The sequence below is a fragment of the Pseudomonas sp. PvP001 genome, from assembly GCF_040546375.1.
GTDB lineage: Bacteria > Pseudomonadota > Gammaproteobacteria > Pseudomonadales > Pseudomonadaceae > Aquipseudomonas > Aquipseudomonas coleopterorum.
Genome location: NZ_JBEPNQ010000001.1, coordinates 1,450,184 through 1,470,543, shown reverse-complemented (window position 1 = coordinate 1,470,543; position 20,360 = coordinate 1,450,184). Strand labels below are relative to the sequence as shown.

Annotated in this window: 16 protein-coding genes and 2 pseudogenes; 15 read left to right on the top strand and 3 right to left on the bottom strand. The window is 62.6% G+C overall.

Going from position 1 to position 20,360, the window contains the following annotated elements; translation table 11 throughout:
* Window positions 1–7 precede the first annotated feature (7 nt).
* The gene (locus ABMD26_RS06725; RefSeq protein ID WP_090356488.1) at window positions 8–982 is read right to left on the bottom strand and encodes a KpsF/GutQ family sugar-phosphate isomerase; all 975 of its coding nucleotides are present in this window, start codon (window positions 980–982) and stop codon (window positions 8–10) included.
* Window positions 983–1,216: 234 nt separating this feature from the next.
* On the opposite strand from ABMD26_RS06725, the gene ABMD26_RS06720 reads away from it, so the two are divergent.
* From ABMD26_RS06720 to hisC, 10 genes and pseudogenes are all read left to right on the top strand, one after another.
* Window positions 1,217–2,026: an ATP-binding cassette domain-containing protein gene (locus tag ABMD26_RS06720; RefSeq protein ID WP_354308700.1), complete on the top strand. Its 810-nt coding sequence runs from the start codon at window positions 1,217–1,219 to the stop codon at window positions 2,024–2,026.
* Between the two features lie 18 nt (window positions 2,027–2,044).
* The gene (mlaE, locus tag ABMD26_RS06715; RefSeq protein WP_354308698.1) at window positions 2,045–2,824 is read left to right on the top strand and encodes a lipid asymmetry maintenance ABC transporter permease subunit MlaE; all 780 of its coding nucleotides are present in this window, start codon (window positions 2,045–2,047) and stop codon (window positions 2,822–2,824) included.
* The gene (gene mlaD, locus ABMD26_RS06710; protein ID WP_049860588.1) at window positions 2,824–3,291 is read left to right on the top strand and encodes an outer membrane lipid asymmetry maintenance protein MlaD; all 468 of its coding nucleotides are present in this window, start codon (window positions 2,824–2,826) and stop codon (window positions 3,289–3,291) included. The genes mlaE and mlaD overlap by 1 nt, the downstream gene beginning before the upstream one ends.
* 10 nt (window positions 3,292–3,301) lie before the next feature.
* A complete protein-coding gene (locus tag ABMD26_RS06705) occupies window positions 3,302–3,955 on the top strand; it encodes an MlaC/ttg2D family ABC transporter substrate-binding protein (protein WP_049860589.1) in 654 nt (217 codons plus the stop codon).
* A complete protein-coding gene (locus ABMD26_RS06700) occupies window positions 3,955–4,257 on the top strand; it encodes an STAS domain-containing protein (RefSeq protein WP_049860590.1) in 303 nt (100 codons plus the stop codon). Before ABMD26_RS06705 ends, ABMD26_RS06700 begins: the two co-directional genes overlap by 1 nt.
* Before the next feature lie 113 nt (window positions 4,258–4,370).
* The gene (locus ABMD26_RS06695) at window positions 4,371–4,610 is read left to right on the top strand and encodes a BolA family protein (RefSeq protein WP_043186744.1); all 240 of its coding nucleotides are present in this window, start codon (window positions 4,371–4,373) and stop codon (window positions 4,608–4,610) included.
* 22 nt (window positions 4,611–4,632) lie between these two features.
* Complete coding sequence (murA, locus tag ABMD26_RS06690; RefSeq protein ID WP_043186747.1) at window positions 4,633–5,898, top strand: UDP-N-acetylglucosamine 1-carboxyvinyltransferase; 1,266 nt, start codon at window positions 4,633–4,635, stop codon at window positions 5,896–5,898.
* A gap of 69 nt (window positions 5,899–5,967) precedes the next feature.
* Window positions 5,968–6,604, top strand: a pseudogene (hisG, locus tag ABMD26_RS06685) (ATP phosphoribosyltransferase).
* 125 nt (window positions 6,605–6,729) lie between these two features.
* Window positions 6,730–8,058, top strand: coding sequence for a histidinol dehydrogenase (gene hisD / locus ABMD26_RS06680; RefSeq protein ID WP_049860591.1), 1,329 nt, complete (start codon window positions 6,730–6,732; stop codon window positions 8,056–8,058).
* 2 nt (window positions 8,059–8,060) lie between these two features.
* Window positions 8,061–9,105: pseudogene (gene hisC / locus ABMD26_RS06675) on the top strand (histidinol-phosphate transaminase).
* A gap of 74 nt (window positions 9,106–9,179) precedes the next feature.
* Here hisC and algW read toward each other — a convergent pair.
* A complete protein-coding gene (gene algW, locus ABMD26_RS06670) occupies window positions 9,180–10,343 on the bottom strand; it encodes a Do family serine endopeptidase AlgW (RefSeq protein WP_122741464.1) in 1,164 nt (387 codons plus the stop codon).
* Window positions 10,344–10,457: 114 nt separating this feature from the next.
* Here algW and ABMD26_RS06665 point away from each other — a divergent pair, with 114 nt between their 5' ends.
* From ABMD26_RS06665 to ABMD26_RS06650, 4 genes are all read left to right on the top strand, one after another.
* Window positions 10,458–11,216 carry a Nif3-like dinuclear metal center hexameric protein gene (locus ABMD26_RS06665; protein WP_354308693.1) on the top strand — a complete coding sequence of 253 codons (759 nt, stop codon included), beginning with the start codon at window positions 10,458–10,460 and terminating at the stop codon, window positions 11,214–11,216.
* Window positions 11,217–11,432: 216 nt separating this feature from the next.
* Entirely contained in the window at window positions 11,433–12,350 is a 918-nt protein-coding gene (cysD, locus tag ABMD26_RS06660; protein WP_056845033.1) for a sulfate adenylyltransferase subunit CysD, read from the top strand.
* 14 nt (window positions 12,351–12,364) lie between these two features.
* Window positions 12,365–14,263: a sulfate adenylyltransferase subunit CysN gene (gene cysN, locus ABMD26_RS06655; RefSeq protein WP_134722532.1), complete on the top strand. Its 1,899-nt coding sequence runs from the start codon at window positions 12,365–12,367 to the stop codon at window positions 14,261–14,263.
* Between the two features lie 129 nt (window positions 14,264–14,392).
* Window positions 14,393–19,024: a hypothetical protein gene (locus ABMD26_RS06650; protein ID WP_354308690.1), complete on the top strand. Its 4,632-nt coding sequence runs from the start codon at window positions 14,393–14,395 to the stop codon at window positions 19,022–19,024.
* 112 nt (window positions 19,025–19,136) lie between these two features.
* Here ABMD26_RS06650 and ABMD26_RS06645 read toward each other — a convergent pair whose 3' ends face one another.
* Complete coding sequence (locus ABMD26_RS06645; protein WP_049860598.1) at window positions 19,137–19,574, bottom strand: Z-ring associated ZapG family protein; 438 nt, start codon at window positions 19,572–19,574, stop codon at window positions 19,137–19,139.
* Between the two features lie 139 nt (window positions 19,575–19,713).
* Between ABMD26_RS06645 and ABMD26_RS06640 the strand changes: the two genes are divergently transcribed.
* Complete coding sequence (locus ABMD26_RS06640; protein ID WP_056845039.1) at window positions 19,714–20,343, top strand: alpha/beta hydrolase; 630 nt, start codon at window positions 19,714–19,716, stop codon at window positions 20,341–20,343.
* Window positions 20,344–20,360: the final 17 nt, after the last annotated feature.

Genomic DNA, 20,360 nt, shown 5'->3' with positions numbered 1-20,360 from the left:
CCGGTCATTACATGACTCCCGCGCGCAGCAGGTCGCCCAGGTTGAAGGCGCCTACCGGACAGTCCTGATCATCGACCACGACCAGTGAGTTGATCTTGTTGTCTTCCATGATCTTCAGCGCCTCGGCGGCCAGCATGTCGGCGCGTGCGGTCTTGCCGTGGGAAGTCATGACGTCTTCGATTCGAGTGTTGTGGACATCGATGGTGCGATCCAATGTGCGCCGCAGGTCACCGTCGGTGAAGATCCCGGCGAGGCGGCCATCGGCCTCCAGGACGGCGGTCATGCCCAGGCCCTTGCGGGTCATTTCCATCAGCGCATCGCGCAGCAGCGTGCCGCGTGGCACCTGTGGCAGCGCGGTGCCGGTGTGCATGACGTGCTCGACCTTGAGCAGCAGGCGACGACCCAGGGCACCACCGGGATGGGAGAAGGCGAAGTCATCGGCGGTGAAGCCTCGCGCCTCGAGCAGGGCGATGGCCAGGGCATCGCCCAGCACCAGGGTCGCCGTAGTGGAGGAGGTCGGTGCCAGGTTCAACGGGCAGGCTTCCTGGGCGACACGGGCGTCGAGGTTGACCTCGGCGGCCTGGGCCAGGGGCGAGTCGGGGTTGCCGGTCATGCTGATCATGGGAATGCCCATGCGCTTGATCAAAGGCAGCAATGTGACGATTTCTGCGGTCGAACCGGAGTTGGACAGGGCCAGGATGACGTCCTGGCGAGTGATCATGCCCATGTCGCCGTGGCTGGCCTCGGCAGGATGGACGAAAAACGCCGGGGTGCCGGTGCTGGCCAGGGTCGCGGCGATCTTGTTGCCGATGTGTCCGGATTTGCCCATGCCCAGCACGATCACGCGGCCATCGCTTTCGAGGATCAGTTCGCAGGCGCGCACGAAATCGGCGTCGATATGGGCGAGCAGGCCCTCTACCGCTTCGATCTCGAGACGGATGGTGCGGTGCGCGGATTGGATCAGGTCGCTGGTCTGGCTCATGGCGAAAATCGGTAGGCCCGGTGAAAAGGCGGCGATTATAGCGGGAATGGGCGAGCGACTCACCTGCCTATTTTGCGGCCTGTACAAATCAGCGACACAGCACGCCAATGGATCGATCTTGGGCGGCACCTGTCTGCAATGCTATAGTTCGCCGCTTGTTCGGCCTGTCCGCGCCAAGTGTCTTCGGTCAGAAGATGAGCGTCCGAGGGTAAGGTTGCACTGCAAGGAGTTTAAATGAGTGCCGATAGCGCCTACGCGGTCGAGCTGAAAGGGGTTTCTTTCAAGCGCGGTGCGCGGAGCATTTTCAACGATGTCGATATCCGCATTCCTCGCGGCAAGGTCACCGGTATCATGGGGCCTTCAGGTAGCGGCAAGACCACGCTCCTGCGTCTGATGGGGGCGCAGCTGCGACCCACTGGCGGCGAGGTCTGGGTCAATGGCCAGAACCTGCCCGAGCTGTCGCGCAGCGACCTGTTCGATGCGCGCAAGCACATGGGCGTGCTGTTCCAGAGCGGCGCGCTGTTCACCGACCTGGACGTGTTCGAGAACGTGGCCTTCCCGCTGCGGGTGCATACCGACCTGCCCGAAGACATGATCCGCGACATCGTCCTGATGAAGCTGCAGGCCGTCGGCCTGCGCGGCGCCATCGAGCTGATGCCCGACGAGTTGTCCGGTGGCATGAAGCGTCGTGTCGCATTGGCCCGTGCCATCGCCATGGACCCGCAGATACTGATGTACGACGAACCGTTCGTCGGCCAGGATCCGATCGCCATGGGCGTGTTGGTGCGGCTGATCCGCCTGCTCAACGATGCCCTGGGCATCACCAGTATCGTGGTCTCCCACGACCTGGCGGAAACCGCGAGCATCGCCGACTACATCTATGTGGTCGGCGACGGCCAGGTGCTGGGTCATGGTACGCCCGAGGCATTGATGGCGTCGGACAACCCGCGCGTTCGTCAATTCATGAAGGGCGATCCCGACGGTCCCGTGCCTTTTCATTTTTCCGCGCCCGACTACCGCGCCGATCTGCTGGGGAAGCGTTGATGCGCAAGAAATCAATTCATGGAGCGAGTGCGCCTGTTCGGTCGATCGGCCATCGACATGGTCGGCATCCTGGGGCGTTCCGGACTGTTCCTGGGCCACGCGCTGGTGGGCCGCGGCGGGATCGGTGGCGGTTTTCAGCTGCTGATGAAGCAGCTGTATTCCGTGGGTGTCATGTCGCTGCTGATCATTGTCGTGTCCGGTGTGTTCATCGGCATGGTGCTGGCGTTGCAGGGCTTCAGCATTCTGGCCAAGTACGGCTCCGAGCAGGCGGTCGGGCAAATGGTCGCGCTCACGCTGCTGCGTGAACTCGGGCCGGTGGTGACCGCTCTATTGTTCGCCGGTCGCGCAGGGTCGGCACTGACCGCCGAGATCGGCAACATGAAATCGACCGAGCAGTTGTCGAGCCTGGAAATGATCGGCGTCGACCCGCTCAAGTACATCGTTGCGCCAAGGCTGTGGGCCGGTTTCATTTCCCTGCCGCTGCTGGCCATGATCTTCAGCGTCGTCGGTATCTGGGGTGGATCCTGGGTGGCCGTCGATTGGCTGGGGGTCTACGAGGGATCGTTCTGGGCCAACATGCAGAACAGCGTCAATTTCACCGATGACGTGCTCAACGGTGTGATCAAGAGCCTGGTATTCGCTTTCGTCGTCACCTGGATCGCTGTGTTCCAGGGGTATGACTGTGAACCCACGTCCGAGGGCATCAGCCGCGCCACCACCAAGACCGTGGTCTATGCGTCGCTGGCCGTCCTGGGCCTGGACTTTATTCTGACCGCCCTGATGTTTGGAGATTTCTGATGCAAAACCGATCAATGGAAGTCGGAGTCGGCCTGTTCCTTCTGGCCGGTATCCTGGCTTTGCTGCTGTTGGCCTTGCGTGTCAGTGGTCTGTCCACCAGCGCGAATACCGAGAGCTACAAACTTTATGCCTATTTCGACAATATCGCCGGTTTGACTGTCAGAGCCAAGGTGACCATGGCGGGGGTGACCATCGGCAAGGTCACGGCCATCGATCTGGATCGCGACACCTTCACCGGAAGGGTGACCCTGCAGCTGGACAAGAAAGTGGACAACCTGCCCACCGACTCCACTGCTTCCATCCTGACGGCAGGTCTGCTGGGCGAGAAATACATTGGTATCAGCGTGGGTGGCGAGGAGGCCTTGCTCGCCGACGGCGGTACCATCCATGACACCCAGTCGTCCCTGGTGCTCGAAGACCTGATCGGCAAGTTCCTGCTCAATACAGTCAGCAAAGATGCCAAATAAGGAGTTATCCATGTTTTCGATCATGCGACGCAGCCTGCTGGTTCTGGTGGCCCTGCTGCCGATGTGGGCCAATGCAGCCCCTGCGGTGTCCGCACATCAGGTGGTGCAGGGCGTCACCGACCGACTGCTGTCGGATCTGGAAAAGAACCGCGACACCTACCGCAGCAATCCGCAGGCGTTCTACGACGCGCTCAACACGATCGTCGGTCCCGTGGTCGACGCCGATGGCATTTCGCGCAGCATCATGACCGTGAAGTATTCGCGCAAGGCTACCCCCGCGCAGATGGCCCGGTTCCAGGAAAACTTCAAGCGCAGCTTGATGCAGTTCTACGGCAACGCCTTGCTCGAGTACAACAACCAGGGCATCACCGTGGGTCCGGCCAAGGATGAAAGCGGCACACGCACCAGCGTTGACATGCAGGTCAAGGGCACGGGTGGGGCGGTGTATCCGGTTTCCTACACCCTGGAAAACCTGAACAACGAATGGAAAGTGCGTAACGTCATCATCAACGGCATCAACATCGGCAAGCTGTTCCGCGATCAGTTCGCCGACAGCATGCAGCGCAACGGCAACGACCTGGACAAGACCATCGATGGTTGGGCTGGCGAAGTCGCCAAGGCCAAGGAAGTGACCGACAAAGCTGCACCGACGAGCGCGCAGTGATGGAACAGGGTCGTGTCGAACTGTCGGGCGATCAGCTGAGCCTGGCCGGTGTGCTGGATTACCGCTGCGGTGCGGCCCTGCGCAAGCAGGGGCAGGCACTGATTCAATCCAGTCAGGCCGCCGCGCTGGTCATCGACTGCACCGGCGTGGAAAAGTCGAGCAGCGTGGGTCTGTCCCTGCTGCTGGGCTTCATGCGCGATGCGCAGGCCGCTGGCAAGAGCGTGCGAGTTCAGGCATTGCCGCACGACATGCGTCAGATCGCTCAGGTCACAGGCATGAGCGACTTCTTTTCACAGAATTGATTGGCCATCTGCACAGCTCTCTGACCTGATCCCGTGAATCCGGGGTTCGCAGTCGGAGGGCTTTTTTGTATGATGGCCGACCCGCGCGCACAGGGCGCCGATCGAGGTTGAGCATGCAGGCTGTAGAAGTGAAGGGTTTCCTTGAATCCAAACTGCCCGGAGTGCAGGTGGAAGTCGAAGGCGAAGGCTGCAATTTCCAGTTGAACGTGATCAGTGACGAGCTGACTGCGCTCAGTCCGGTCAAGCGCCAGCAACAGATCTATGCTCATTTGAACCCATGGATCGCCGATGGCAGCATCCATGCGATCACCATGAAATTCTTCAGCAGCGCAGCCTGGGCTGAGCGTTCCTGAGCCACCCCGCGTCGAGACTCCAATGGACAAACTGATTATTACTGGCGGCGTTCGCCTTGATGGCGAAATCCGCATTTCCGGGGCGAAGAACTCCGCCCTGCCGATCCTGGCCGCTACCTTGCTGGCCGATGGGCCGGTGACGGTCGCCAACCTGCCGCACCTGCACGACATCACCACCATGATCGAGCTGTTCGGCCGCATGGGCATCGAGCCGGTGATCGACGAGAAGCTGGCGGTGGAAATCGATCCGCGCACCATCAAGACCCTGGTTGCGCCGTACGAGCTGGTCAAGACCATGCGCGCCTCGATCCTGGTTCTGGGCCCGATGGTCGCCCGTTTCGGTGAGGCCGAAGTGGCGCTGCCCGGCGGCTGCGCGATCGGTTCGCGTCCGGTCGACCTGCACATCCGTGGTCTGGAAGCCATGGGCGCCGTGATCGACGTTGAAGCCGGCTACATCAAGGCCAAGGCCCCCGAGGGCGGCCTGCGCGGTGCCAACTTCTTCTTCGATACCGTCAGCGTGACCGGTACCGAGAACATCATGATGGCTGCGGCGCTGGCCAACGGTCGCAGCGTGCTGCAGAACGCTGCGCGCGAGCCGGAAGTGGTCGACCTGGCCAACTTCATCAACGCCATGGGCGGCAATGTCCAGGGCGCGGGCACCGACACCATCACCATCGATGGCGTCAAGCGTCTGCACTCGGCGACCTACAAGGTCATGCCCGATCGCATCGAGACCGGCACCTACCTGGTGGCTGCGGCCTGCACCGGCGGCCGGGTCAAGGTCAAGGACACCGATCCGACCATCCTCGAAGCGGTGCTGGAAAAGCTGCGCGAAGCGGGTGCCGAGATCACCACGGGCGCCGACTGGATCGAACTGAACATGCACGGCAAGCGGCCCAAGGCGGTCAACGTCCGCACCGCGCCATACCCTGCGTTCCCCACCGACATGCAGGCGCAGTTCATCTCGCTCAACGCCATTGCCGAAGGCACGGGCGCGGTGATCGAGACCATTTTCGAGAACCGCTTCATGCACGTGTACGAAATGCACCGCATGGGCGCGCAGATCCAGGTGGAAGGCAACACGGCCATCGTCACCGGTGCCGAAAAGCTCAAGGGCGCACCCGTCATGGCCACCGACCTGCGGGCTTCGGCCAGCCTGGTGATCTCGGCGCTGACGGCTGAAGGCGACACCCTGATCGACCGCATCTACCACATCGACCGTGGCTACGAGTGCATCGAAGAAAAACTGCAGATGCTGGGCGCCAAGATCCGTCGCGTACCGGGCTGATGAGCGTGCAGGGCGCAGGGATGCGCCCGGGCGTTGCCAGAAACTTTCCTGTAAGGACTGACGTTTCCCATGTTGACCATTGCGTTGTCCAAAGGCCGCATTCTTGACGATACATTGCCGCTCCTGGCCGAGGCGGGCATCGTGCCCACCGAAAACCCGGACAAGAGCCGCAAGCTGATCATTCCCACGACCCAGGACGATGTGCGCCTGCTGATCGTGCGCGCCACCGATGTGCCGACCTATGTCGAACACGGTGCTGCCGACCTGGGCGTTGCCGGCAAGGACGTCCTGCTCGAGTACAGCGGCCAGGGCCTGTACGAGCCGCTGGATCTGCAGATTGCCCAGTGCAAGCTGATGACGGCGGGCGCCATCGGTGCCGCCGAGCCCACGGGTCGTCTGCGCGTCGCCACCAAGTTCGTCAATGTTGCCAAGCGCTACTACGCCGAGCAGGGTCGTCAGGTCGATATCATCAAGCTGTACGGCTCCATGGAGCTGGCACCGCTGGTGGGCCTGGCCGACAAGATCATCGATGTCGTCGACACCGGCAACACCCTGCGCGCCAATGGCCTGGAACCCCAGGAATTGATCGCCCACATCAGCTCCCGGCTGGTGGTGAACAAAGCCTCCATGAAAATGCAGCACGCCACGCATCCAGGCGTTGATCGACACCCTGCGCAAGGCAGTGGAGTCGCGACACCGCGGCTGACTTTCCCGCGCGGGTTCGCAACCCGCGCCCGTCTATCCGCATCATAGCCAAATAACTCAAGTGCCCATGTGGATCGATTGGTAATCTATCGGCGCTTGAGCAATTGCCATTATTTGAGGCCCGCCATGACCGCTTCCACTGCTATTCGCCGACTCGATGCCACTGATCCGGACTTCGCCCGCCATCTGGACCATCTGTTGAGCTGGGAAAGTGTGTCCGATGATTCGGTCAATCAGCGGGTGCTGGACATCATCAAGGCCGTGCGCGAGCGGGGCGATGCTGCGCTGGTCGAGTTCACCGAGCGCTTCGATGGTCTGCAGGTGGCGTCGATGGCCGACCTGATCCTGCCGCGCGAGCGCCTGGAACTGGCGCTCACGCGCATCACCGAGGCCCAGCGCGAAGCGCTTGAAACCGCCGCCGAGCGGGTGCGCCTGTATCACGAAAAGCAGAAGCAGGACTCCTGGAGCTATACCGAAGCCGATGGCACTGTGCTCGGCCAGAAAGTGACGCCACTGGATCGCGCCGGCCTGTATGTGCCTGGCGGCAAGGCGTCGTACCCCTCGTCAGTGCTGATGAACGCCATTCCGGCGAAGGTGGCGGGCGTGACCGAAGTGGTCATGGTCGTGCCCACGCCGCGAGGCGAGGTCAACGAACTGGTATTGGCAGCGGCCTGCATCGCCGGGGTCGACCGCGTGTTCACCATCGGCGGCGCCCAGGCCGTTGCGGCCCTGGCCTACGGCACTGAAAGCGTGCCGCGGGTGGACAAGGTCGTCGGCCCTGGCAACATCTACGTGGCGACGGCCAAGCGCCATGTGTTCGGCCAGGTCGGGATCGACATGATCGCAGGTCCCTCCGAGATTCTGGTGGTCTGCGACGGCGGCACCGATCCGGACTGGATCGCCATGGATCTGTTCTCCCAGGCCGAACACGACGAAGACGCCCAGGCGATTCTGGTCAGCCCCGATGCGCAATTCCTCGACAAGGTCGCGGCCAGCATCGACAAGCTGCTGCCGACCATGGAGCGTGCCGAGATCATCAATACCTCGATCAACGGCCGTGGCGCGTTGATCAAGGTCCGCGACATGCAGCAGGCCATCGAAGTGGCCAACCGCATCGCGCCGGAGCACCTGGAGCTGTCGGTCGAAGATCCTCAGGCCTGGCTGCCGCAGATCCGTCACGCCGGTGCCATCTTCATGGGTCGTCACACCAGTGAAGCGCTGGGCGACTACTGCGCAGGTCCCAACCATGTGCTGCCGACGTCCGGCACGGCGCGCTTTTCCTCGCCCCTGGGGGTCTATGACTTCCAGAAGCGTTCGTCGATCATCTTCTGCTCCGAGCAGGGGGCTTCCGAACTGGGCAAGACCGCTTCGGTACTGGCCCGGGGTGAATCCCTGAGCGCCCATGCCCGCAGCGCCGAATACCGTATTCAACCCGATCTGGCAAAAGGGGAGTGAGCATGAGCAAATTCTGGAGCCCTTTCGTCAAGGACCTGGTGCCTTACGTGCCCGGCGAGCAACCCAAGGTCGCCAACCTGGTCAAGCTCAATACCAACGAGAACCCCTACGGCCCATCGCCCAAGGCGATCGAGGCCATGCGCGCCGAGTTGAGCGATGCCCTGCGCCTGTACCCGGACCCCAACAGCGATCTGCTCAAGCAGGCCGTGGCGGACTATTACGGTGTGCAGACCAACCAGGTGTTTCTGGGCAATGGTTCGGACGAGGTGCTGGCGCATATCTTCCACGGCTTGTTCCAGCATGACCAACCGCTGCTGTTTCCGGACATCAGCTACAGCTTCTATCCGGTCTACTGCGGTTTGTATGGCATTCCCTTCGAGGCCGTGCCGCTGGATGACCAGTTCCAGATCCGTGCGCAAGACTATGCCAAGCCCAACGCCGGGATCATCTTCCCCAACCCGAACGCACCGACCGGTTGCTTGTTGCCGCTGGAGGCGGTCGAGCAGATCGTCAAGGCCAGCCCGGACTCGGTCGTTGTGGTGGACGAAGCCTACGTCGACTTCGGTGGCGAAACGGCGATCAAACTGGTCGATCGCTATCCGAACCTGCTGGTCACCCAGACCGTGTCCAAATCACGCTCGTTGGCCGGTCTGCGGGTAGGCCTGGCGGTGGGGCACCCAGATCTGATCGAGGCGCTGGAGCGTATCAAGAACAGCTTCAACTCCTATCCGATCGACCGCATCGCCGTCGCCGGCGCCGCGGCGGCGTTCGCCGACACGGCTTATTTCGAAGACACCTGCGCCAAGGTCATCGCCAGCCGGGAAAAACTGGTCGAAGGGCTGCAACAGCGTGGGTTCGACGTGCTGCCTTCGGCGGCCAACTTCATCTTCGCTCGCCATCCCGAACAGGACGCGGCGGGCATCGCCGCTCGCCTGCGGGAGAAAGGTGTGATCGTGCGGCACTTCAAGCAGGAACGCATTGCCCAGGTTCCTGCGCATCAGCATTGGTACGCCGGAGCAGAATCAGGCGCTGCTGGACGCGCTGTAAGTTTCACGTAGACCTTGATCCATCTTGATCGGGCGGTGCAGCGGGTCGACCGCTGCACGTTGCGGTTGCAGGGCTTACTTATCTTCCTTCTTCACCGCCGCCGGCGCCGGTGGCGGGCGCAGGCCCACTTCGGCGTTCAAGGTGATCTCCTTGCCCTTGCGCATCACCTGGATGGCGATCCGGTCGCCTGGTTTGGTGCGGGCCACCTGATTCATTGATCGACGTCCATCGCCGGCCGCCTCGCCATTGATGCTGAGGATGACGTCGCCCAGTTGCAAACCGGCTTTCTGCGCCGGGCCGCCCTGGAAGACGCCTGCCACCACGATGCCTGGTCGGTCCTTGATACCGAACGACTCGGCCAGTTCTTCGGTCATCGGCTGCACTTCGATGCCCAGCCAGCCGCGAATCACCTGGCCATGTTCGATGATCGACTTCATCACCTCCAGCGCCAGCTTGGTCGGGATGGCGAAGCCGATGCCCTGCGAACCGCCGGACTTGGAGAAGATCGCCGTGTTGATACCGGTCAGGTTGCCGTTGGCATCCACCAGGGCGCCGCCGGAGTTGCCGGGGTTGATCGCCGCATCGGTCTGGATGAAATCTTCGTAGGTGTTGAGGCCTAGTTGATTGCGGCCGGTGGCGCTGATGATGCCCATGGTCACCGTCTGGCCGACCCCGAAAGGGTTACCGATGGCCAAGGCGACATCACCGATGCGGATGCCGTCGGAACGCCCGATGGTGATGGCCGGAACGTTCTTCAGGTCGATCTTGAGCACTGCCAGGTCCGTCTCCGGATCGCTGCCGATCACCCGGGCGAGGGTTTCGCGTCCGTCCTTGAGGGCCACCACGATCTGGTCGGCACCTGCGGTCACGTGGTTGTTGGTGAGCAGGTAGCCTTCCGGGCTCATGATCACCGCCGAGCCCAGGCTCGACTCCCATCGCCGCTGCTTGGGCAGGTTGTCGCCGAAGAAGCGGCGGAACTGCGGATCTTCGAACAGCGGGTGAGCGCCCTTGTTGACCGCTTTGGTGGTGTAGAGATTCGCCACGGCGGGGGCGGCAATGGCCACGGCGTCGGCGTAGGACACCGGACCCTGGATGACGCTTGCGCTTTGCGGCGCCTGCTGCAGGTTGACGTCCTGGCTGGGCAGGCCCACCCATTGCGGAAAACGCAGGATAACCAGCAGGGCAATCAATATGCCGGTCAACAGCGGCCAACCAAAGAAGCGCAAGGCCTTGAACATGGGGACAATCCTGGAAGGGAGCGAGGGGCTGTTTCTTCGACGCGCAGCGGCGCCATAATGGCCGGCATTATACGGGCGCTTGCGCCGCGCTGAACTGCCTTTGTGGAGACTTTTATGGCTGTGGCACTGAACACGTTGGTCGAAGAAGCCGACCGTTATCTGGGCAGCGCGAAGATCCAGGATTACTGCCCCAATGGTTTGCAGGTGGAAGGGCGCCCGCAGGTCATGCGCATCGTCAGTGGGGTCACGGCAAGCCAGGCGTTGCTCGATGCCGCGGTGGAAGCCAAGGCCGATCTGGTGCTGGTGCATCATGGCTATTTCTGGAAGGGCGAGAACCCCTGCGTGGTCGGCATGAAACAGCGACGGCTGAAGACGTTGCTCAGGCACGACATCAGCCTGTTGGCCTATCACCTGCCGCTGGATGTGCACGCCGAAGTGGGTAACAACGTGCAGCTGGCGCGGCAGCTGGAGCTCACGGTGGAAGGTCCGCTGGACCCGACCGACAGCCGCGTGGTGGGGCTGATCGGTTCATTGCCCGAACCGATGCACCCGCGCGACTTCGCTCGCCGCGTGCAGGAAGTGCTGGGCCGTGAGCCGTTGCTGATCGAAGGCAGCGAAAAGATCCGGCGCGTGGGCTGGTGCACCGGTGGCGGGCAGGGCTACATCGACCGTGCGATTGCGGCCGGTGTCGACCTGTACATCAGTGGCGAGGCGTCCGAGCAGACCTTTCACAGCGCGCGCGAGAACGACATCAGCTTCATCGCCGCCGGGCATCATGCTACCGAACGCTATGGGGTCCAGGCGCTGGGTGATCACCTGGCACGGCGCTTTGCGCTCGAGCATGTGTTCATCGACTGTCCCAATCCCATCTGATAGCTGGACCGTAGTGCCCGATTCGCGGGCAGAGACCCGCTCCCACATTGTGACCGCGAAGGGGAGAAGCCATGCCGGAACCTCCAAACCACAAGGCATATTGATATACCCCTTCGATCTAACCACCTCCCGCGACCCACCCATACGCCGTGTTAAAGTGCCCGGCTCGAACACGGCCCGCAGGCCGTCCATAAAGACTGTATTCCGTGAGTAGCCATGGTCGACAAACTGACGCATCTGAAACAGCTGGAGGCGGAAAGCATCCACATCATTCGTGAGGTGGCCGCTGAGTTCGATAACCCGGTGATGTTGTACTCCATCGGCAAAGACTCGGCCGTGATGCTGCATCTGGCGCGCAAGGCCTTCTTCCCCGGCAAGCTGCCGTTCCCGGTGATGCACGTCGACACCCAGTGGAAGTTCCAGGAAATGTACAAGTTCCGCGATCGCATGGTCGAGGAACTGGGCCTGGACCTGTTGGTGCACGTCAATCCCGAAGGCGTGGCGCAGGGCATCAACCCCTTCACCCACGGCAGCTCCAAGCACACCGACATCATGAAGACCCAGGGCCTGAAACAGGCGCTGGACAAGCACGGCTTCGACGCCGCCTTTGGGGGTGCGCGCCGCGACGAAGAGAAGTCGCGGGCCAAGGAGCGGGTCTATTCGTTCCGCGACAGCAAGCACCGCTGGGATCCGAAGAACCAGCGTCCGGAGCTGTGGAACGTCTACAACGGCAAGGTCAACAAGGGCGAATCGATCCGTGTGTTCCCTCTGTCGAACTGGACCGAGCTCGACATCTGGCAGTACATCTACCTGGAAGGCATCCCGATCGTGCCGCTGTACTTCGCCGCCGAACGTGAAGTGATCGAGAAGAACGGCACGCTGATCATGATCGACGACGACCGCATCCTCGAGCACCTCAGCGAGGAAGAGAAGGCCAGCATCGTCAAGAAGAAAGTGCGTTTCCGTACCCTTGGCTGCTACCCGTTGACGGGCGCGGTGGAGTCCGAGGCCGAAAGCCTCACCGACATCATTCAGGAAATGCTCCTGACGCGAACGTCCGAGCGCCAGGGCCGGGTCATCGATCACGATGGCGCCGGTTCCATGGAAGACAAGAAACGTCAGGGCTACTTCTAAAGCAGGGTCAGAACATGTCGCACCAATCCGAATTGATCAGCGAGGACATCCTCGCCTACCTGGCCCAGCACGAACGCAAGGAACTGCTGCGCTTCCTTACCTGCGGCAACGTCGACGACGGCAAGAGCACCCTGATCGGGCGCCTGTTGCACGATTCCAAGATGATCTACGAAGATCACCTGGAAGCCATCACCCGCGACTCGAAGAAATCCGGCACCACGGGTGAAGAAGTCGACCTGGCGCTGCTGGTCGACGGCCTGCAGGCCGAGCGCGAGCAGGGCATCACCATCGATGTCGCCTACCGCTATTTCTCCACGGCCAAGCGCAAGTTCATCATCGCCGACACCCCGGGCCATGAGCAGTACACGCGCAACATGGCCACCGGCGCGTCCACCTGCGACCTGGCGATCATCCTCGTCGATGCCCGCTACGGCGTGCAGACCCAGACCCGCCGGCACAGCTACATCGCGTCCCTGCTGGGCATCAAGCACATTGTTGTGGCCATCAACAAGATGGACCTCAAGGGCTTCGATGAAGGTGTGTTCGAGCAGATCAAGGCCGACTACCTCAAGTTCGCCGAAGCCATCGGCCTGCAGCCGACCACATTGGCTTTCGTGCCGATGTCGGCGCTCAAGGGCGACAACGTGGTCAACCGCAGCGAGCAATCGCCGTGGTACACCGGCCAGACCCTGATGGAAATTCTGGAAACGGTGGAAGTGGCGGCCGATCGCAACTTCGACGACCTGCGTTTCCCGGTTCAGTACGTCAACCGACCGAACCTGAACTTCCGCGGCTTCGCCGGCACCCTGGCCAGCGGTATCGTGCACAAGGGTGACGAAGTGGTGGTGTTGCCTTCGGGCAAGAGCAGCCGGGTCAAATCCATCGTCACCTTCGAGGGTGAGTTGGAGCACGCCGGTCCTGGCCAGGCCGTGACCCTGACCATGGAAGACGAGATCGACATCTCCCGTGGCGACCTGCTGGTGCATGCCGCCAACGTGCCGACCGTCTCCGACAGCTTCGAAGCCATGCTGGTGTGGATGGCCGAAGAGCCCATGCTGCCGGGCAAGAAATACGACATCAAGCGTGCCACCAGCTACGTGCCGGGCTCGATCGCCAGCATTGTGCACAAGGTCGATGTCAACACCCTGGCCGAAGGCCCGGCCAGTGCGCTGCAGCTCAACGAGATCGGCAAGGTCAAGGTGTCGCTGGACAGCGCCATCGCTCTGGACGGTTACGACAGCAACCGCACCACCGGCGCCTTCATCATCATCGACCGCCTGACCAACGGCACCGTCGGTGCTGGCATGATCATCGCCCCGGCGACCGCCACCCAGGGCGGCAAGGCACACGGTCGTTCTGCCCATGTGACCACCGAGGAGCGCGCCCAGCGCTTCGGCCAGCAACCGGCTACCGTGCTGTTCAGCGGTCTGTCGGGCGCGGGCAAGAGCACCCTGGCCTACGCCGTCGAGCGCAAGCTGTTCGACATGGGCCGCGCGGTGTTCGTGCTCGATGGCCAGAACCTGCGGCATGACCTGAACAAGGGGCTGCCACAGGACCGCGCCGGGCGTACCGAGAACTGGCGTCGTGCCGCTCACGTGGCGCGTCAGTTCAACGAAGCGGGGCTGGTGACCCTGGCCGCCTTCGTGGCGCCCGATGCGGCCGGCCGTGAGCAGGCGCGTGACCTGATCGGTGCCGATCGGCTGCTGACGGTCTACGTCCAGGCCTCACCCCTGGTGTGCCGCGAACGCGACCCTCAGGGCCTGTACGCTGCAGATCAGGACAACATCCCGGGCGAGTCCTTCCCGTACGATGTGCCGTTGAATGCCGATCTGGTGATCGACACCCAGTCCTCGTCCGTCGAGGAGGGCGTCAAGCAAGTCTTGGATCTGCTGCGCAGCCGCGGCGCGATCTAAGCCTTGCGAAACGACAAGAGACCCCGCCCCGGCGGGGTCTTTTGTTTACGGTGACTAATTGTCTACCACCGGGCAGGGCGCTCAACGGTGCCTGATGCGCCTTCATACATTCCCGAAGGCGCCAGCCCCATGACCTCTCTTCTTTCCCTGAGCGGTGAAGTCGCTCGATCCGCACCTCTGGCCAGCAGTGTCAGCAAGCATTTCGCCAGCCGTCCCTCGTTGCGTGACGTGGCTTTACAGGTATTGGCGACGCAGTTCGCCGTGCAGTACCCCACGTTGAACGTGGATTTTTCCCATGTTCATCTGTTCGAGCCCATTCGTCTTGCCGACACGGCGTCCTTTGCCGGCTATCGCAAGCTGCTGCTGACTGACGTCCTGGTCGACCGCTACCTGCATGACCAGAACATCAGCCTCGTCCAGGGCTATCATTTTCTGACGGCAGAGGCGGGCGCTGAAAATCCGAGCGCGCTGGCCGTGGACATGACCCAGGTGCAGGGCATCGTCAACGAGTGGGGGCCGCAGATCCTGCAGGCCTACAGCGAAGCCTTGTGCGCTTATTGGGACTTGACCCGGTGGGAAGGGGGCAATCGCTGGCAATGGCTGGGCAACTCGCTGCAAGCCAGGTTCAAGGACAGTGTCGAGCGCGAGCAGAAGGCGGGCCGCCTGAGTAACGACCAGGGCGCTACCGCCATGCTGCTGGTGTCGATGCCGGGTGCCCGCGAGCGTGCGCTGTACGCCGGCGATACCATCGAGGCGAGCCTGGTCAGTGTGCAGGCCATGGGCGTGCCCTTGCAGCGCCATGCCGAACTGACCCATGCCCTGGTCATCCGTCGCCGTGTCGGCAGCCACGGTGGTGAAGTGTTGCTGATGTACACCCCGGTCAACGGGCTGGAAACGTTCCCGAGCATGCAGGCATTGACCGATGCATTCGCCATGCACCTGGGCCATGCGGTCACCGGGCCGACGCTGGAACTGGCGCTGTATTCTCCCACCGGCAATATCTTCGAGGCCCAGGCGCAGGCCATTCTGGAACAACAGCTCGAAGCGTTGCAGTCGCTGGGCAAGTACTGCCGGGCCAGTGGCTTCGGCGTGGGGGCCCTGGAGCAGGGTACCGAGTATGTGACGTGCCTGTTCGATATCGACAGCGCCGAAGAGCGCGCACGCCTGCAAGCCGTGCAGGATGGCCTGCCGGCATGGCTGACCCAGGCCAACGATGCGCAACGCCGGGAATTCTCTTTGTACCTGGCGACTTTGGCTGCGCTGCGCGAACAGCAGCAACAGGCATCGTTTCTGGACGCCATACCCTCCATCGCCGACTTTGCCGAGCAGGCGCTGATCAGGCAGATCGCCCTGGACCATCCGCACGCCGCGCTCGACGCTGTAGATGACGTCGAGGTGCATATCGTCACGGTGCCGAACGCACAGTTGAGCATCGTCAATGCGGGCGACATGACGATGGAAGATCACGTCATCAGTCTGGTGGACCTGGCCCTGTACAACCTGTCGGGTCGGCCCCAGGGGCGCTTGCTGGTCCAGCCCAAGGCAGGTGTCACGCTGCCTTCCTGGGTCGATGCGAGCAGTATCCAGACCCTGGTCACCCGGACCGATGCCGGGGGCGGCTACCTGGCCTTGCTCAAGCAGAAACTGCTGCTGGACCCCGTCGAGTCCAAGCGGCGCCAGGCGCTGTTCGCCAGCCAGTTGCAGTGCCAGTTGCCCATGCTCGCATTGGAAAACAGCATTCGCGGACTGTGCGGGTTCACCCGCCTGGGCTGGAAGTATGTCGCCGCGATCATGGAGGCCGCAGGCAACGCAGAAGTCGAAGGCGTGAGCGTGGCCATTCAGGCGCTGGGCATCCTGCCTGCGGCAGGCATGAAGGTTGACAAGGTCTGCAACATGTATGTGATAACCGCCACCGACGGTTCCGGACTGCAGGTGCTGTACCGCCCGCTCATGCAGCCCGCATTGATTCAGTATGCGGACCGCGCCGCGCTGTTCGAGGCCATTGCCGAGGAGGGCGAGTTGCAGCGCAGCGTGCTCGACTGGCTCGATGCACCGGCCCGCGCACGTTATGCCAACGGCGGCTTTCATGAACCGCATCTGATCCGCTTCGGCCAAGGTTCGGACTATGCGCCGATCGGCGTCCCTGCCGCAGCCACCTTGAAAGGTGTGGCACTGGGTGCCGATGTGTTGGCCGAGCTCTACCAGGGCTGTGTGAAGGCTCTGGTCACGGTGGCTGACCGGCAGTCGGTCTCCAGTGAGGAAAGTCGCTGGATCGGTTACCGCGCCCTTGGCTGGACGGTGTTCAACGCGCTCCTGCCCGTTCTTCCGGGGCCTTTGGCCACCGCCGGCTGGCTGATCCAGGCCATGGCCGCGTGCAACGTCACGCTGACAGCGCAGGCCGGTGGCGACAAGGATGCGGCAGATGATCAACTGGTGGATCTGCTCTTCAACATTGCCCTGGTACTGCTGGTTCGTGCCACCGAGCGGGCCGTTACGGTCCGTGAGTTCCGCCAGCCGATGCTGCCAGTCCCGTCGGTGTCGCCAGTATCGCCGGTGCCGGCAAAGGCCACGGTGACCACGCGGTTGTCACCCACACCCGTGCATGCCTTCGACGCCAACGCGCATCTGAGTTTTTCCTGGGCGCGTGCCCAGCATCGGCTCAGCCCCGAGGATGCCACCGCATTGGCCAGCTATCGCGTCGCTGCGCCGCAACCCCTGCCCGAGCCTGTGCCTCACGGTGCCATGCGCGGTCTGTATCTGGATGGCGAGCGCTGGCTGCTGTCACTGGAGGGGCATTTCTTTCAGGTCATGGTCGATGACGGGCTGGTGCGCATCATCGATGCGGCGCGTCCGCAGACACCGGGTCCATGGGTGGAGCGCGATGAAGTCGGGCGCTGGCGTCTGGATCTGCACCTGCGTTTGCGCGGCGGTGGGCCCAAGCGCACCATTGCGGCACTGCGGGCAGCCAATCAGCAACGGATGCAGGCCTGCGACCGACAGATCACCGAGTTCAACCAGAAACGCGCGTCTCTGCATGAGCGTGTCAACGCCGTGTTGCGCAAGGTCAACCGAGCCTTCGAAGCCAAGGACAACGAACGTCTGCGAGGGCTGCGCAATGTCATGAGCGAGGCGACCGGCAACTATCTGGCCGCGTTGCGCCAGGTGCTGGCAGCCAGTCTGGAGCTCAATCAGCTCGAGCCCTACAGCAACCGCGCCAAGGAGCAGGCCAGCCTGCTGTTCCAGTTGTGCGAGGTGGCGCAGGAAGAAATCATCAACCTGCGCTACAAGAGCCTGGATTATCGCGACAGGGCCGAGGATATCAGCCAGTTGCTGGTCGGTTCCGAAATGAGCGAGGAGCAGTCCCGAGCATTTTTCGATTATGTCAGCGACAGCATCGATATCCTCGAGAAGCAGGTTCAACTGACCAAGGAACTCACGCAATGGAAAGAGCAGCTGCGGCGCATGCCGATCGAAGGTGCGACGGCACTGGAAAAGCTGACGGCGAACTGGATCGAGGCCCTGTCGATCCGACGCTGGATCGGCCTGCTGGTGGATGGTCTGGCGCTGACCAGCATTCGCCACATCGCCACGCTGGAAGTGGCCGATCGGGTGATGGAATCGGTGGCCGAGCCGGTTCGCCTGGCGGCGCAGACCCACGCCGCTCTGGAGGAAACTGCTGAATACAACCTCAATGACCGGGTCGAACTGCTGAACAGCCTGGACCTGCAATACGAGGCCGCGCAGCAATCCCTGGCGTTCTATGCCGGCGAGCAAGGCGGGCTGCTGTACGAGCCGGCACGCCTGCGTCTGGCCAACCTGATTCAGGAGTTGCGTGACAGTGCCCAGGCCGCCCTGGTGCCGTTGATCCGCGAACAGTTCAAGATGACCCGCAAGCAGCGTCAACAGGCGCGTCACAAGAGTATCTTCGTAACGCGGCACAGGGGGCTGGTAGTGGGGCAGCGTCGACCCAAGGTCGCGGTCACCGATCGCGACATCGTCGACGTGATCGACCCCATCGAAAAGAAGGTATTGGCCTCGTTCGACAAGGATCCGGCTCAGGCCGATTGGGAAGTGATGGAAACCACCACCGTGGCGCGTCCGCGACCGGCAAGCCGTTCGCTGAACGCGGCGATCCGGCGTGGCAACCAGTTGTTGCAGGGGGCCGACCAACAGACCCGCACAGCCTGGAAGGAGGCGCAAAAGTCCTATCTGCCGGTGGAGGTCGAAGACCGGCTGCGGCTGTACGCACAGCAGTTGACCGAGGCGGCCGATGCCGTCGAACAGCAACTGACCCGTGACAATGAAGTGGACGAGGCCACCAGTCAGCAGACGTCTGCCCATGGCCGCGCGCAGCTGTTCCGCGACAAGGCCGCCGAGCTGAACGAGCAGGGGCGCCTGATCCACATCCACATGGTCAAGTGGCAGCCACCTGCGGCGGCCCGGGTGGACTATTTGTATCGCCAGGGTGAGGCGCGGATCAGCCGCGTCGGTGCGCGCAGCAAGCTCAAGCGTTCGCGAGGCTACCTGGAGGAATACGTGGTGGCTGACACGGCAGGCAAACCGTTGTGGTACGCGCATTTCCACTATGCCGATCCCCGCGCACCCCGTGATGCCTATACCGCCGCGCACCTGAAAACCGTAGAGCAACGCTTCGACGGATTCGAGAAGCAGAAGACCGACGAAACGACCCACGGCAAGTGGATCGGCATACTGCGCAGCGAAATCGCGCCGCCATTCGATGAGGTGTACCTGGCGCTTTGAGTCCTGCGTGCAACGCAGCCCAGGCTTGGCCGAGGCATGAAAAAAGCGGGGCCCGATGATTCAGGTCCCGCTTTTTTCTGCTGCGTTCTTCAGGTCGATGGAACGTGCAGCCTTACTTGCGCTTCAGGCCGTATTGCTCGTCCAGCATGCCGGGCGAGTTCGCGGCCTTGGGCGCGTAGTCACGGGGTGGTTCGGCATCGCGCGGCGGCGTCAGGCGTTCGCGGTGGGGTTGCGGCGCGTCCGAATGCAGGGCGGCGAGCAGGCGCTGGCGAGTGAGTTCGTCCAGGGCCAGACGGTCGGCGCCTTCGGCCAGGTGGTCCTGCACTTCCTGATAGCTCTGGGTCAGTTTCTTGACCAGGATCGCGGTGCTGTTGAAATGGGTGACCACCTCGTTCTGGTAGGTATCGAAACGTTCCTGGATATCATCGAGCTGACGCTGTGTGCCATTGGGCACGGCACGGGGTGCCAGGCGCGCGACGGCAAAACCGATGACCACACCGACTACCAGGGCCAGGGTTGGCAACAACCAAACTAAGAGCGAGAGTTCCACGAGTCCTTCCTCTATAAACGGCTTTGCTTTACGTTAACGGCTCGGACCTGCGCTGTATACCGCGCACTTGCGCAATTTCACAGGCCAGAATCTTCCAGCTAGACGAGTCGACCCCTGTTGGGGTCACGGAGTTCACCCCTTGCTCATCCGCGAAACCGCAGTTTTCATCGACGGCCCGCAGGGCCCACTCGAAGCGTTGTACCTCGACACCGCCGATGCTACGGGCATCGCCTTGATCTGCCACCCCAATCCGGTACAGGGCGGGACCATGCTCAACAAGGTGGTGTCCACCTTGCAGCGCACCGCCCGCGATGCCGGCATGCTGACGCTGCGCTTCAACTACCGCGGCGTCGGCGCCAGCGCGGGAAGCCATGACATGGGCAGCGGCGAAGTCGACGATGCCTGGGCCGTGGCCCGCTGGCTTCGAGCGAAACACCCCGAACTGCCGCTGACGATTCTGGGCTTTTCCTTTGGCGGTTTCGTGGCAGCCACCCTGGCCGGCCGCCTGGAGGCTGAAGGCGAGGCGGTGCAGCAGTTGTTCATGGTCGCTCCAGCGGTGATGCGGATAACCGAGCGCTTGCCGCAGCAGGCCACGTTGACCGTGATCCAGCCGGATGCCGACGAAGTGGTCGATCCACAGCTCGTCTACGACTGGTCCGACAAGCTCGAGCGCCCCCACGAGCTGCTGAAAGTGGCAGAATGCGGGCACTTTTTCCACGGCAAGCTGACCGACCTCAAGGATCTGCTGCTGCCGCGTCTTTCGAACTGATGCCCGTCCACGGCTCC

Coding starts and splice junctions, on each gene's coding strand:
- ABMD26_RS06725 (WP_090356488.1), bottom strand. CDS start 982: ATGAGCCAGACCAGCGACCTGATCCAATCCGCGCACCGCACCATCCGT.
- ABMD26_RS06720 (WP_354308700.1), top strand. CDS start 1,217: ATGAGTGCCGATAGCGCCTACGCGGTCGAGCTGAAAGGGGTTTCTTTC.
- mlaE (WP_354308698.1), top strand. CDS start 2,045: ATGGAGCGAGTGCGCCTGTTCGGTCGATCGGCCATCGACATGGTCGGC.
- mlaD (WP_049860588.1), top strand. CDS start 2,824: ATGCAAAACCGATCAATGGAAGTCGGAGTCGGCCTGTTCCTTCTGGCC.
- ABMD26_RS06705 (WP_049860589.1), top strand. CDS start 3,302: ATGTTTTCGATCATGCGACGCAGCCTGCTGGTTCTGGTGGCCCTGCTG.
- ABMD26_RS06700 (WP_049860590.1), top strand. CDS start 3,955: ATGGAACAGGGTCGTGTCGAACTGTCGGGCGATCAGCTGAGCCTGGCC.
- ABMD26_RS06695 (WP_043186744.1), top strand. CDS start 4,371: ATGCAGGCTGTAGAAGTGAAGGGTTTCCTTGAATCCAAACTGCCCGGA.
- murA (WP_043186747.1), top strand. CDS start 4,633: ATGGACAAACTGATTATTACTGGCGGCGTTCGCCTTGATGGCGAAATC.
- hisD (WP_049860591.1), top strand. CDS start 6,730: ATGACCGCTTCCACTGCTATTCGCCGACTCGATGCCACTGATCCGGAC.
- algW (WP_122741464.1), bottom strand. CDS start 10,343: ATGTTCAAGGCCTTGCGCTTCTTTGGTTGGCCGCTGTTGACCGGCATA.
- ABMD26_RS06665 (WP_354308693.1), top strand. CDS start 10,458: ATGGCTGTGGCACTGAACACGTTGGTCGAAGAAGCCGACCGTTATCTG.
- cysD (WP_056845033.1), top strand. CDS start 11,433: ATGGTCGACAAACTGACGCATCTGAAACAGCTGGAGGCGGAAAGCATC.
- cysN (WP_134722532.1), top strand. CDS start 12,365: ATGTCGCACCAATCCGAATTGATCAGCGAGGACATCCTCGCCTACCTG.
- ABMD26_RS06650 (WP_354308690.1), top strand. CDS start 14,393: ATGACCTCTCTTCTTTCCCTGAGCGGTGAAGTCGCTCGATCCGCACCT.